Source organism: Sphingobium sp. TomTYG46 (assembly GCF_055396345.1).
In genome coordinates this window covers 662568-675519 of sequence record NZ_AP027324.1, presented here as the reverse complement: position 1 = coordinate 675519, position 12952 = coordinate 662568, and the positions used below count along the sequence as shown (strand labels likewise).

Sequence of the window (12952 nt, the reverse complement as noted above, 5' to 3'; positions counted from 1 at the left end):
CCTTCTCCTGCCGCGACATCATGGCGGCGTTTCGATACGATCATGACGACAAAAATCCCGGTTGCGGATGCGGTTCCCTTGGGTTTTTCGTTTGGCTGGGTTAAGGCGCGGCAGATGGACGTTACTGGCCTTCGCGTCGCGCTCTTCAGCGGCAATTACAATTATGTGCGCGATGGCGCGAACCAGGCGCTCAACCGCTTTGTGGGCTATTTGCTGCGTCAGGGCGCGGCCGTACGCGTTTATTCGCCGACGGTCGCGACGCCCGCATTCGAGCCGACCGGCGATCTGGTGAGCGCGCCATCCCTGGCGATTCCAGGGCGGAAGGAATATCGCGTGCCCTATCGCATGTCGGGGCATGTCCGGCGCGACCTGAAGCGGTTTCGGCCCAATCTGGTCCATGTGTCGAGCCCCGATCCACTGGGACACCGGGCGGTTACATGGGCGAGGAACAGTGGGCTACCAGCGGTTGCTTCGGTCCATACGCGGTTTGAAACCTATCCGCGCTATTATGGGCTGGCCTTTCTGGAGCCGGTGATCGAGTCGATGCTGCGGCGATTTTACCGGCGCTGCGATGCTATCGTCGCGCCTTCGGAATCCATGGCGCAGCTGCTGCGTGAACAGCGGATGAGCTATGATGTGGGCATCTGGACGCGGGGGATCGACCGGGACATCTTCAATCCGGGACGTCGCGACATGGCGTGGCGGCAGTCGCTGGGGATTGAAGATGATGAGCCGGTGATCGGCTTCATCGGCCGTCTGGTGATGGAAAAGGGGCTGGACGTCTTTTCCGATGCGATCGACCAGCTGAAGATGCGCGATGTGCGGCACAAGGTGCTGATCATTGGCGAAGGCCCCGCGCGGGAGTGGTTTCAGAACCGGCTGCCCGACGCTGTCTTCACCGGGTTCCAGAAGGGTGATGAGCTGGGCCGCGCGGTTGCGAGCATGGATATGCTGTTCAATCCCTCGATCACCGAGACGTTCGGCAATGTGACGCTGGAGGCGATGGCTTGCGCCCTGCCCACGGTGGCGGCGCGGGCGACGGGTAGCGAAAGCCTGGTTACCGAGGGCGTGACTGGCCGCCTGATCCGTCCGGGGGCGATCGGGGCCTTTGCCGATGCCTTGGCGAGCTATTGCACACATCCTGATGCGCGGGCCGATGCCGGAGCTGCCGCGATGGCGGAGGCGGAGCGATATGGGTGGGATCAGGTGAACCAGGCGCTTGTCGATACCTATATACGGGTGATCCGCCAGCGGACGCAGGGCGCGCGGTTGCGCTCCAGCCCGGTTCCTTAAACCGCGCACTTTCCCTATATCGGGGCGATGGTCGATCTTTTTGCTTCCGATGCCGTGAACGAGCCGGGTGATGCCGGAGAAAATGCGCCGCTGGCCGACCGCCTGCGGCCGCGTACTTTGGCCGATGTGGTGGGGCAGGAGCATCTGACCGGGCCGGAAGGCGCGATCGGGCGGATGGTGGCGGCTGGGCGGCTTTCATCCATCATCCTGTGGGGGCCGCCGGGTACGGGCAAGACGACGATCGCGCGGCTGCTGGCTGACGCGGTGGATATGCGGTTCGAGCCGATCTCCGCCGTGTTTTCGGGCGTGGCGGACCTCAAGAAGGTCTTTGCGGCGGCCAAGGAGCATGCCCGGCGCGGGGACAAGACTTTGTTGTTCGTGGACGAGATTCACAGGTTCAACCGGGCGCAGCAGGACAGTTTCCTGCCCTTTGTCGAGGATGGGACCGTGACGCTGGTGGGGGCGACCACGGAGAACCCCAGTTTCGAATTGAACGCGGCGTTGATGTCACGGGCGCAGGTGCTGATCCTGCACCGGCTGGATGCCGCCGCGCTGGAGCTGTTGCTGGAGCGGGCGGAGGCGATCACGCAGCGGCCTTTGCCACTTACTGCGGCGGCGCGGGACGCTTTGCTGGCTAGCGCGGATGGTGATGGGCGGTTCCTGCTTAATCAGGTTGAGACGCTGTATTCGATCGATCTTGGCGAGCCGCTCGATCCGGCTGGGCTGTCGGCTTTGCTGCACCGGCGCATGGCGGCTTATGACAAGGATCGGGAGGGGCATTACAACCTGATCTCGGCGCTGCACAAGGCGCTGCGCGGATCGGACCCGCAGGCCGCGCTCTACTATCTGGCGCGGATGCTGACGGCGGGGGAGCAGCCGCTTTATGTGCTGCGGCGGCTGGTGCGCTTTGCGAGTGAGGATATCGGCCTCGCCGACCCGCAGGCATTGGTGCAGTGCCTTGCGGCGAAGGACAGCTATGACTTTCTGGGAAGCCCCGAGGGGGAGCTGGCGATCGTGCAGGCTTGTCTTTATTGCGCGACGGCTCCCAAGTCTAACGCAGCCTATGCGGCGATGAAGGCGGCGTGGAAATCCGCGCGGGATACAGGGTCGCTGATGCCACCGAAGAATATCCTGAACGCCCCTACCCGGCTGATGAAGACCATCGGCTATGGCAAGGGCTATCAATATGATCATGATCAGGCGGAGGGCTTTTCGGGCGACAATTATTGGCCCGAGGAGATGGAGCCGCAGACCTTCTTCGCGCCGACCGATCGCGGGTTCGAGGCGCGCATAGCCGAGCGCATGGCTTATTGGAACAAGCTGCGGGCCGAGCGCGGCGGAGGCGAATGACACCGCGCTTCGCCCGCTATGCCGCGATCGATTGGTCCGGCGCGAAGGGCGTGCGGCATAAGGGGATAGCGGTCGCGCTGTGCGAGCGTGGTGATGCAGTTCCCCGGCTTATCCATCCGAAAGACGGCGGTTTCTGGTCCCGCGCGGTGGTGGCGGAATGGCTGATCGCGGCGGCTGCGGAGGCGCCGACGCTGTTTGGGTTCGATTTCAGCTTTGCGCCGCCCTTCGTGGCGCGGGAAGCGTATCTGCCGGGTGATGAGGTGCCGGTGACGGGGCCTGACTTCTGGGCTTATGTGGATAGCGTGTGCGATGATCCCGATCTGGGCGCGGGCAGCCTGCTGCACGTCACGCACCGCCGCCATTTCTACTTCGGCAAGGCGGACGGGGTGAAGGCGGACTTCATGCACAACCGGGTGTGCGAAGCGCATTATAATGCGGGCGGTGGGGGCAAGCCCTCCACCGTCTATGACGCGATCGGCGCGGCTCAGGTGGCGAAGGCGAGCTTTGCGGGGATGCGCCTGCTCCATCATGTGCGGGATCATGTTCCCGTCTGGCCATTCGACTCCGCACCGCGCGACGGGTCGCTGGTGGTGGAGATTTATACAAGCATCGCGGCGCGGGCGGCGGGGCGGCCCAAGGGGCGGACGAAGATGCGTGATCTTGGCGCTTTGGACGATGCGCTATCCGCGCTCGGCTCCCAGCCCTATGAGGGATTGCCGCCGGATGATCATGGCGCGGACGCGATCGTGACCGCCGCGTGGATGCGCAACGTCGCGCCGAGGCCGAGCATCTGGACCCCGCCCGCGCTCAATCCGCATATTGCCGCAACGGAGGGCTGGACGTTCGGTGTCATCTGATAGTAAGGCGCTTTTCCGTCCGATCGACGTGCCGGCTTAGCTCAGTTGGTAGAGCACCTGATTTGTAATCAGGGGGTCAGGGGTTCGAACCCTCTAGCCGGCACCATCGCTCTTGCAGGCAGCGATTTAGAATCCAGCCTTTTTATTTTCTGGTTTATCCCGCCGCACTTCCACTGTCTTTATCCCAGTGTCCAGGGAGCCATATTTCGGCGTGGAATCGGGGCCGGGCTTGGGGCCGCTGTCCCTGGGGCCTCGGTCGCCTCCGCCCCCACCGCCACTGGATGCGGCGATCGCTTCAGAGCTTAACGAGGTGGACAAGAGGATGGTCATGGCGGGCGGGACCGTTGCAGCGAACCGGCCGCAGGTCTTCAGGAAGTTGCGTCTGTCCTCCGTTACCGACGAATTCAGCTGGTCATCCATGATGCGATCCTTCTCTATCCTCATCATAGAGTACAGAAGAGCCGCGCCGATGGATTGGCAATAAAGAGACATAGACTTTAGGATAATGTGGAGCTGTGCAGGGCAGCCCAATAGCAAAATGGGGGCCGACATTGCTGTCGGTCCCCACTTCCGTCGTGTCCCGGATCCGCTTCCCTTTCAGGATGCGATCATCGGACTCGGCGCGCGATGCTTCTACCGAGAAGGTTTGGCATCGTGTTTGCTCCGGCCGTCCGGCTATTCGCCATATTCCGCAGCTGTCTTCAAAATTCCATGTCAGACGTTCGCTTTCGCGCGTGCATGACTTGGCTCTTAGAAGACCATCAGTTTCCATTCGAACCTTGCAGTTCCAATTTCAGCCTGATGACCGAAACGTCAGTCAAATCTTCGATATGATCGCCGATTTGATGATCCGGATTTCTCCGTTTCTTCTTTCGTTTCGATAACCCGAAGGTCTCACCAAATGTGAGTCGTTCAAAGCGGAATCTGACGGTTCAGCGACAGCCCCTGTCTAAAGCTGTGGATAAGTGTGGATATTTTTTCGCGCCGGTCAGCGGCCCTTCCAAACACCCGGACGCTTCTCGACGAAGGCGGTCATGCCCTCTACCCGATCTTCCGTGGCAGTAAGCAGCTGGAACAGACGCCTTTCGGTCAGTAGCCCCTGCTCCAGCATGGTTTCGAAGGCGAGGTTCACCATCTCCTTGTTCACCATGGTCGCCATGGGCGGCATGGAAGCAATGGCCGCAGCAGTCTTGAGCGCGTCATCCACCAGCTCCGCCGCCGGTACGATGCGCGAGACGAGGCCCGAACGCTCGGCTTCCTCCGCGCCCATCATCCGGCCGGTGAGGCACATTTCCATCGCCTTTGCCTTGCCGACCGCCTTGGTCAGGCGCTGCGAACCGCCCATGCCCGGCGCGACGCCCAGCTTGATTTCCGGCTGACCGAATTTGGCCGTGTCCGCCGCGATGATGAAGTCGGCCATCATGGCCAGTTCGCACCCGCCGCCCAGCGCGAAGCCCGCGACAGCGGCGATCCACGGCTTTCGCGTTGCCACCACATGTTTTTGCCAGCCCGAAAAAAAGTCCTCCAGGAAGAAGTCGGCGGCTTCCTTGCTGACCATTTCCTTGATGTCCGCACCTGCGGCGAAGGCCTTTTCGCTGCCGGTCAGAACCAGGCACAGTTGCGAGGGGTCAGCGTCATAGGCCGCGAAAGCGGCGCTGAGGTCCGCCAGAACTTGCGTGTTGAGTGCGTTCAGCGCCTGCGGACGGTTCAGCGTGACCAGCGTCACCGCTTCGCGCTGTTCGACCAAAATCGTTTCGAAGCTCATCGTCATATTCCTTCAAATCTGCATTGCAGCGGGGCAGCAACAGCCGCCGCCGATCACCGTCCCATATGCATGAAGTCGCGGTCGTAGCTGCGCATATGTGCGCCACCGTCGACATAAAGCGTCTGCCCGGTGACGGCGCTCGCCTGCGCCAGATAGAGGACCGCCTCCGCAATCTGTTCGGCTAGCGGCAGGCGGCCGAGCGGCATGGCCGATTGCAGCCGTTCCATCTGTGCCTCATCATAATCGGGCGTTGCGATGGTGAGGCCGGGCGCGACCGCGTTGACCCGGATATGCGGAGCGAGGCTGGCGGCGGAAAGGCGGGTCAGCCCCGCCAGCGCCGACTTCGACAAGGTATAGGCCAGCTGATCGGCGTGCGGATGATCGATCCGCTGATCTAGGATATTGATGATGCACCGATCCGCGACCCCGGCCGGGATGGTTGCGAACGATTTTGTAAGCAACGCGGGCGCGGCGCAGTTGACGGCATAATGCCGCATCAGATCGTCGGCGGAGACATTATCCAGCCGGTCTTGGCCGAAGATCGCGGCGCTGTTCACCAATATGTCGGGCGGGCGGCCGAAGCGTTCCGCGACCTTGGCGACCAATTCCTCGGCGCTTTCAGGATCAGAGAAGTCGGCGGTGAAGCCGTCCCATTCCGTGCCATTTTCATCGAGGGTCAGGGCAAGCGCCGAGTCCAGCCGCGTGTCATGGCTGCCGTGAATGGCGAGCGAATAACCGGCGCGCGCAAACTCGGCGGCAATGACGCCGCCCAGCCGTCTGTGGCCGCCGGTGATCAGCGCCAACCGCTTGTTTGCCAGCGGCAATGGCCCTTCGGTCTGCCCGCGCGCGCCGCCGAGGGGCCGGTAAGCGGGTGCTTCCTCGTCGCTCACGATTCGATGAGCTTCAGCACTTCCTCGCGACTTTTTTCGTCCTCGCGGAACACGCCGAGCATGCGACTGGTCTTCATCAGAACATTGGGTGTGCGAACGCCTCGGCCGGTCATGCAGCCATGCGTGGCCTCGATCACCACGGCCACGCCCTGGGGCTTCAGATGTTCCCAGATGCAGTTGGCGACCTCGGCGGTCAGGCGTTCCTGAACCTGAAGCCGGTTGGCGAAGGCGTGCAGAACGCGCGCCAGCTTTGAAATGCCGACCACATATTTGCCGGGCAGATAAGCAATGTGGGCGCGGCCGATGATCGGCGCCATATGATGTTCGCAATGCGACTGGAACGGAATGTCCTTCAGCAGCACGATGTCGTCGTAGCCGCCCACTTCGTGGAAGATGCGCGACAGATGATAGGCCGGATCATCGGCATAGCCACGGCAATATTCGCGCCACGCACGCGCGACGCGTTCTGGCGTTTCGAGCAGGCCTTCTCGCGTCGGATTGTCGCCCGACCAGCGGATCAACGTACGGATAGCATCTGCCACATCGACGGGCACCGCTTCCTTTGTCGCTTCGCCTACAGCCTCGGCATCGGGATCATAGTCCATGGCCGACACTACTCCTCATTATCTTTGTTCAGGGCGCATATGGCGGCTATGTTTGCGGAACGCCAGCCCCCTTTACCTATGCTATGGACAGGGGTCATGTCGGGTGGCACATCAAGGCGCATCACAAGAAGCCGATCCGATAAGCATGGCCGTCCCGTCGCCCGTCTCCCATCCACGGCATCAAGGCTGAAGCGTGCGAACTGAACGGATCGCAGCCGTGTTGCTGGCCGCCGGGACGTCGTCGCGCTTTGGCGAGGCGGACAAGCTGATGGCCGACCTCAATGGCAAGCCGGTCGTTGCCCATACGCTGGAAGCTGTCGCCTCCCTCGCCTTCGCCGAACTGGTGGCGGTGACGCGTCCCATCGCCGATGCTCCCGCCATTCATCGGAAACTTGAAAGGCGTGGTTACAGCGTTCTGGTCAATGACAAGCCTGAGGAGGGGCTGGCGAGCAGTATAGTGCTGGCCGTGAACCATGTCATACCGATCAGGCGCTGCCGGGGCATTCTCATCTGCCTGGCCGACATGCCTTATGTGCCGCAGTCGCATTATAACCGGATATGCCTGGCGGCGGAGGATGTGCGGTCGGTGGTGGCGAGCACGGACGGCTTTTCTTCCTCACCGCCCGCCTTCATCGGACGAAAGCATTTTCCCGAGCTGCTGACCTTGCGCGGTGATCAGGGTGCGAGAGCGCTGTTGAGTCGAGGGCTTCAGATCGAAGCGATGAGCAGTTCGCTGGTCGATATCGACACGCCGGACGACCTGCCGCAGGGATAGCTGTTCAGCTCGACCGGGTGGGATCGGTCATCGGGTCGTCCATTTCCCGCACGTCGGGCATCCGGCCGATCGGCAGCGAACCGGTCTGCCGTTCCAGCATGCGATGAACGACTGGTGGATGAGGTCCGCTGTGCAGCAACGCAAGAGCGTCGGAATTGGCGGTATCCGCCATGGTTCGGCGGCTATTGTGGCGGACATAGTCCAGCCAGGTGGAGACGTGATAACGCTCGACCCACAATTCGGGGTCGGCAAGGTCCCTGAGCAGCGACCAGCCATGCGCGCCGTCGCGGCGGCGGATGCGGCGGCGCTCGCTCATCGCGGTAAGGAAAGGCACTACGGACCCCGCCGGGATACGATATTCGATGGTGATGACGACTGGCCCGCTGCGTGGCTCTATGGGCACCGAGGTTTGCGGTTCCTGCCAGCGGTTCAGAAGGTCGAGATTTTCGTCGCCGGTCTGGGATAGCGGCAGGAAAAGGCCGACCATCGCCGCCACGAACTGCACCCCGGCGGCGACGTGGAGCGACGTCACCACGCCCATATGTTCCGCCAGCCAGCCGAAAAGCCAAGCGCCCAGGGCCATACCGCCAAACGCCGTCATCTGGTAAAGGGCAACGGCCCGCGCCAGCACCCAACGGGGGGCCGACATCTGGACCGAGACGTTGAAGGTAGACAGCGCGATCACCCACCCCGCGCCGCAAAGCAGGAGACCTGCAATGGTCACGAGCAGCCAGCCGGTGGAAGCCGTGATCGCGGTGCCGATTGCCAGCGCAAGGGCGGAGGAGCGCACGATAGTTTCAATGGCGAAGCGGCGGCGGAGCCTGCCTGACGAGAGCGCGCCGAGGACTGCGCCTATGCCGAACGCCCCGCTCAAGATGCCGAAGGTAAGGGCGTCGCCCTTCAACAGGTCGCGCGCCACTAGAGGCATGAGGGCGGACACTGCGCTCGCTCCAATGCCGAAAGCTCCTGCGCGCATCAGGACCAGCTGGATCTTGGGCGACATGGCGACATATCGCGCGCCTGCCCTCATCGCGAGGCCGAGGCGTTCGCGCGGCAGGAGCTTCGGCCCGCGTTCCGGCTGCCAGCGGAGGAGCACGATGGTCAGGGCAATGTAGCTGAGCGCATTGGTGAGGAAGGCTGCGGCGGCGCCTGCCGCTGCGACGATGATGCCGCCGAGCGCCGGGCCGACGCTGCGCGCGAGGTTGAAGCCCATGCTGTTGAGCGCGACGGCGCTGGGCAGTTGGGATCGCGGGACCATGTCACCGACCGATGCTTGCCACGCCGGGCCGTTGATGGCGGTGGCGCAGCCGACGAGGAAGGTGAAGGCCAGTAGCGACCAGGGCGTGAGCAACCCGAGCCACGCGAATAGGGCGAGCGACGCGGACACCAGCAGCATCGACAATTGGCAGGCGAGCATGACGAGGCGGCGGTCGAGATTGTCGGCGACCGCACCTGCCCAGAGCGAGAGCAGCATGATCGGCAAGGTCGTAGAGGCCGGAACCAGCGCGACGAGCATGGGAGAGCCAGACAGCGACGTCATCATCCATGCCGCACCGACCGACTGGATCAACCCGCCGAAGTTCGACGCGAGGCTGGCGAACCATATCGCGCGGAAGATGGGGATGGCGAAGGGCGTTGGCGCTGGAGGGGAATCTGCCTCTGACACGGAAAATGCATGAACCTGAAATCGACTGGAGCGTCAAACCCGGAAGGAAGGAAAGGAGTTCAATTCAATGAAGGAAATAGCGGGAAAAGCGCGATCCGCATTGCCTTTGCGCTTGCACTTTACGTAAACGTAAATACATTTGCGGCGCGCCTGACGCCAATGCCGAGAGGAATGACCGAGCGATGGAAGCCTTTATCTACGATGCCGTAAGGACGCCCCGTGGCCGGGGCAAGCCGGACGGCTCGTTGAATGAAATCACCCCTGTCCAGCTGGCGACGCAGGTGCTGGAGGCGGTGCGGGATCGCAACGCGATCGACACGGCGGATGTGGACGATGTCGTGCTTGGCTGCGTCACGCCGATCGGCGAGCAAGGCGGAGATATTGCCCGCGCCGCCGTGCTGAACGCCGATTATGAGCAGACGGTGCCGGGGGTGCAGATCAACCGCTTCTGCGCTTCCGGGCTGGAAGCGGTGAACATGGCCGCCGCGAAAATCTATTCGGGCGAAGCGGGACTGGCGATCGGCGGCGGCGTGGAATCCATGAGCCGGGTGCCGATGTCTTCGGACGGCGGCGCGATCGCCATGGACCCGGCGGTCGCCTACAAGACCTATTTCGCGCCGCAGGGGATCGGCGCCGATGTGATCGCGACCAAATTCGGCATCAGCCGCGATGATGCGGATGCCTATGCGGTGGAGAGCCAGCGGCGGGCCAAGTTGGCCTGGGACCAAGGACGCTTTGCCAAGTCGATCATTCCGGTGCGCGACGTGATCGGCGAAGTGGTTCTGGACCATGACGAGCATATGCGCCCCGACGCGACGATGCAGTCGCTTGGCAGCCTGAAGCCGAGCTTTGCCGCGCTGGGCGAGGAAATGCCGGGCTTCGACGCTATTGCGCTGCTGAAATATCCAGAGCTGGAACGGGTGAACCATGTCCATCATGCGGGCAACAGCAGCGGCATCGTCGATGGCGCGGCCGCGGTGCTGGTCGGCAACAAGGAAATGGGCGAGAAATATGGGCTGAAAGCCCGCGCCCGGATCAAGGCGATGGCGTCGATCGGGTCCGAGCCGCTGATCATGCTGACCGGGCCGGAGTTTGTTGCGGGCAAGCTGCTCAACCGGGCGGGGATGAGCAGCCATGACATCGACCTTTGGGAACTGAACGAAGCCTTTGCGAGCGTGGTGCTGCGCTACATGCAGGCGATGGATTTGGACCATGACCGGATCAACGTGAATGGCGGCGCGATAGCCATGGGCCATCCGCTGGGCGCGACGGGCGCGATGGTGCTGGGGACGGCGCTGGATGAGCTGGAGCGGTCGGGCAAGGGCACGGCGCTGGTGAACCTGTGCGTAGGTGCGGGCATGGGGACCGGGATCATTATCGAGCGGGTTTGAGGACGGGTTGGTAGTGGCTGATCCGAGCGCGGCTCTGGAGGATGGCCCCCACCCCAACCCTTCAAACGAGTCACGTGCCTCGTTTGAACCTGAAGGGGATGGCCTTTGAGGATCGGAGAGGATTTTATGCAGACCATCAGTTTTGACATCGATGCGGACGGCATCGCCACGCTGACCATCGACGTGCCTGGACAATCGATGAACGTGATCGGCCCCGACTTCCTCGCTGATCTGGATGAGGCGATTACGCGCATCGGGTCGGAGGAAGCGATCAAGGGCGCGGTGATTGCTTCGGGCAAGGACAGCGGGTTCATGGCTGGCATGGACCTTAAATATTTCGGGTCGATGCTGGCGAGCGGCGCGGGAAAGCGCCCTGCCCCGGCCGAGATTTTCGAGCAGGTTTTCATGCTGAACCAACTGTTCCGGCGGCTGGAGACATGTGGCAAGCCGGTGGCATGCGCGATCGAAGGCACGTGCGTCGGTGGCGGGTTCGAACTGGCGCTGGCGTGCCATCGGCGGGTGGTGGGCGATAGTTCCAAGACGCAGCTTGGCCTGCCCGAAATCCTGATCGGCCTCTTTCCCGGCGGTGGCGGATCGCAGCGGCTGCCGCGCCTGATCGGAGTGCAGGCGGCGCTGATGTACATGTTGCAGGGCAAGCTGTTCCGCCCAGCCGAAGCGGCGATGCTGAAGGCCGTCGATGAAGTCGTGCCGCAGGGCTTGGCGGTCGAGAAGGCGAAAGAGTGGGTGAAGGCGAACCCGTCCGCCAGCGCGCAGCCGTGGGACGTCAAGGGGTTCAAATTCCCCGGTGGTGCGGGTGCGTTCAATCCCGCTTTCGTGCAGACGATGGTCGGCGCAGTGCCGATGACGCTGAAGCAGACGCAGCGGAACATGAATGCGCCCACCGCTTTGCTGTCGGCGGTCTATGAAGGCGCGCTGCTGCCGTTCGACCGGGCGATCCGCGTCGAGAGCAAATATTTCGCCAAGGTGGCTGCCGATCCGCAGGCGGCGAACATGATCCGCAGCCTGTTCGTCAACAAGAATGCCGCCGAACGCGGTGCGCGGCGGCCGAAGGACCAGCCCAAGGCGCCGACGAAGAAGCTTGCCATGCTGGGCGCTGGCATGATGGGGGCAGGGATTGCGACAGTGGCGGCGCAGGCAGGCATGGAGGTCATGCTGTTCGACCGTGACCTCGCTTATGCGGAGAAGGGCAAGGCGCATGTCGAGGATGTACTGAAGAAGCGGCTGGGCCGTGGCATGACGCCGGAGAAGATGGCGGAAACGCTGGCGCGCGTGACGCCGACGACCGACTATGCGGCGCTCGCCGGAGCGGACTTTGTGATCGAAGCCGTTTTCGAGGATGTCGCGATCAAGGCGGAGGTCACGAAGAACGTCGAGGAGGTGCTCGGCCCCGATGTGATCTTTGGGTCCAACACATCGACCTTGCCGATCACTAAGCTCGCCAAGGCGTGGAGCAAGCCTGCCAATTTCATCGGCATCCACTTTTTCTCGCCGGTCGAGAAGATGCCGCTGGTCGAGATCATATTGGGCAAGGAAACCGGCCCGGCCGCCATCGCCAAAGCTCTGGATTTCGTCAGCCAGATCAAGAAGACGCCGATCGTCGTCAATGACTCGCGCGGTTTCTATACCTCGCGCTGTTTCGGCACCTATGTGCAGGAAGGCGTGGAGATGGTGGCCGAGGGGATCAACCCGGCGCTCATCGAAAATGCGGGGCGGCAGTTGGGCATGCCCGTGGGGCCGCTGGCGGTCGGCGACGAGGTGTCGATCGAGCTTGGCCACAAGATCGTCGTCGCGGCTCAGAAGGAATTGGGCGATTCCTATGTGGCGCAGCCGTCCGATGCAGTGATGGCGCGCATGGTTGAGCTGGGGCGGCTGGGCCGTAAGAGCGCGAAGGGATGGTATGATTATCCCGAGGGTGGGAAGAAGCATCTTTGGCCGGGGCTGGAAGAGATGTTCCCGCGCGCTGCCGTGCAGCCCGATGTCGAGGAAGTGAAGGAACGGCTGCTCTATCGCCAGTTGGTGGAATGCGCCCGCTGTTATGAGGAAGGCGTGCTGGAAACCGTGGAGGATGGCGATCTGGGCGCGATCTTCGGCTGGGGCTTTGCGCCTTGGACCGGGGGGCCGTTCAGCCATATGGATACGGTTGGTATCGGGCATGTGGTGGCGGTGCTGGAACGGCTGGCGGCGCGGCATGGGGATCGCTTCGCGCCGACGGTGCAGTTGCAGGACATGGCGGCTAGTGGGGCGACATTCTATGATGAAGGGGTGAAGGCTGCGGCTTGAGGGTTTGTTCAGCACGATGGAAAGCTGACCTGCCGTCATCCTGAACTTGATTCAGGATC

At 62.8% G+C, this 12952-nt stretch carries 11 protein-coding genes and 1 tRNA gene; 7 read left to right on the top strand and 5 right to left on the bottom strand.

The window, feature by feature from the left end; translation table 11 throughout:
• Window positions 1-114 precede the first annotated feature (114 nt).
• The 4 genes from ACZ5YV_RS03525 (at window position 115) to ACZ5YV_RS03510 (ending at window position 3606) form a co-directional block, all read left to right on the top strand.
• Window positions 115-1293: a glycosyltransferase family 4 protein gene (locus ACZ5YV_RS03525; protein WP_464789137.1), complete on the top strand. Its 1179-nt coding sequence runs from the start codon at window positions 115-117 to the stop codon at window positions 1291-1293.
• Window positions 1294-1320: 27 nt separating this feature from the next.
• On the top strand, window positions 1321-2643 hold the full coding sequence (locus ACZ5YV_RS03520) for a replication-associated recombination protein A (RefSeq protein WP_464788603.1): 1323 nt from the start codon (window positions 1321-1323) through the stop codon (window positions 2641-2643).
• A complete protein-coding gene (locus ACZ5YV_RS03515; protein WP_464788602.1) occupies window positions 2640-3500 on the top strand; it encodes a hypothetical protein in 861 nt (286 codons plus the stop codon). The genes ACZ5YV_RS03520 and ACZ5YV_RS03515 overlap by 4 nt, the downstream gene beginning before the upstream one ends.
• 30 nt (window positions 3501-3530) lie before the next feature.
• A tRNA-Thr gene (locus tag ACZ5YV_RS03510) sits at window positions 3531-3606 on the top strand.
• 20 nt (window positions 3607-3626) lie between these two features.
• On the opposite strand, the gene ACZ5YV_RS03505 is transcribed toward ACZ5YV_RS03510, so the two are convergent.
• The 4 genes from ACZ5YV_RS03505 to folE form a co-directional block, all read right to left on the bottom strand.
• Window positions 3627-3920 carry a hypothetical protein gene (locus tag ACZ5YV_RS03505; RefSeq protein ID WP_464788601.1) on the bottom strand — a complete coding sequence of 98 codons (294 nt, stop codon included), beginning with the start codon at window positions 3918-3920 and terminating at the stop codon, window positions 3627-3629.
• A 568-nt stretch (window positions 3921-4488) separates the two neighbouring features.
• Window positions 4489-5265 (bottom strand): enoyl-CoA hydratase-related protein, encoded by a 777-nt coding sequence (locus ACZ5YV_RS03500; protein WP_464788600.1) that lies wholly within the window; start codon window positions 5263-5265, stop codon window positions 4489-4491.
• 53 nt (window positions 5266-5318) lie between these two features.
• On the bottom strand, window positions 5319-6155 hold the full coding sequence (locus ACZ5YV_RS03495; protein WP_464788599.1) for an SDR family oxidoreductase: 837 nt from the start codon (window positions 6153-6155) through the stop codon (window positions 5319-5321).
• On the bottom strand, window positions 6152-6760 hold the full coding sequence (gene folE / locus ACZ5YV_RS03490) for a GTP cyclohydrolase I FolE (protein WP_464788598.1): 609 nt from the start codon (window positions 6758-6760) through the stop codon (window positions 6152-6154). The genes ACZ5YV_RS03495 and folE overlap by 4 nt, the downstream gene beginning before the upstream one ends.
• 193 nt (window positions 6761-6953) lie before the next feature.
• On the opposite strand from folE, the gene ACZ5YV_RS03485 reads away from it, so the two are divergent.
• A complete protein-coding gene (locus ACZ5YV_RS03485; RefSeq protein WP_464788597.1) occupies window positions 6954-7535 on the top strand; it encodes a nucleotidyltransferase family protein in 582 nt (193 codons plus the stop codon).
• 4 nt (window positions 7536-7539) lie between these two features.
• Here the strand turns inward: ACZ5YV_RS03485 and ACZ5YV_RS03480 are convergent, their stop codons facing one another.
• Complete coding sequence (locus ACZ5YV_RS03480; protein ID WP_464788596.1) at window positions 7540-9201, bottom strand: MFS transporter; 1662 nt, start codon at window positions 9199-9201, stop codon at window positions 7540-7542.
• A gap of 182 nt (window positions 9202-9383) precedes the next feature.
• On the opposite strand from ACZ5YV_RS03480, the gene ACZ5YV_RS03475 reads away from it, so the two are divergent.
• Window positions 9384-10592 (top strand): acetyl-CoA C-acetyltransferase, encoded by a 1209-nt coding sequence (locus ACZ5YV_RS03475; protein WP_464788595.1) that lies wholly within the window; start codon window positions 9384-9386, stop codon window positions 10590-10592.
• Between the two features lie 126 nt (window positions 10593-10718).
• Window positions 10719-12893 (top strand): 3-hydroxyacyl-CoA dehydrogenase NAD-binding domain-containing protein, encoded by a 2175-nt coding sequence (locus ACZ5YV_RS03470; RefSeq protein WP_464788594.1) that lies wholly within the window; start codon window positions 10719-10721, stop codon window positions 12891-12893.
• The last annotated feature ends 59 nt before the right edge of the window (window positions 12894-12952 follow it).

Excerpts from the sequence above, each read along its gene's own strand:
- ACZ5YV_RS03520 (WP_464788603.1), top strand. The coding sequence starts at position 1,321 with ATGGTCGATCTTTTTGCTTCCGATGCCGTGAACGAGCCGGGTGATGCC.
- ACZ5YV_RS03475 (WP_464788595.1), top strand. The coding sequence starts at position 9,384 with ATGGAAGCCTTTATCTACGATGCCGTAAGGACGCCCCGTGGCCGGGGC.
- ACZ5YV_RS03505 (WP_464788601.1), bottom strand. The coding sequence starts at position 3,920 with ATGGATGACCAGCTGAATTCGTCGGTAACGGAGGACAGACGCAACTTC.
- ACZ5YV_RS03500 (WP_464788600.1), bottom strand. The coding sequence starts at position 5,265 with ATGAGCTTCGAAACGATTTTGGTCGAACAGCGCGAAGCGGTGACGCTG.
- ACZ5YV_RS03470 (WP_464788594.1), top strand. The coding sequence starts at position 10,719 with ATGCAGACCATCAGTTTTGACATCGATGCGGACGGCATCGCCACGCTG.
- folE (WP_464788598.1), bottom strand. The coding sequence starts at position 6,760 with ATGGACTATGATCCCGATGCCGAGGCTGTAGGCGAAGCGACAAAGGAA.
- ACZ5YV_RS03515 (WP_464788602.1), top strand. The coding sequence starts at position 2,640 with ATGACACCGCGCTTCGCCCGCTATGCCGCGATCGATTGGTCCGGCGCG.
- ACZ5YV_RS03525 (WP_464789137.1), top strand. The coding sequence starts at position 115 with ATGGACGTTACTGGCCTTCGCGTCGCGCTCTTCAGCGGCAATTACAAT.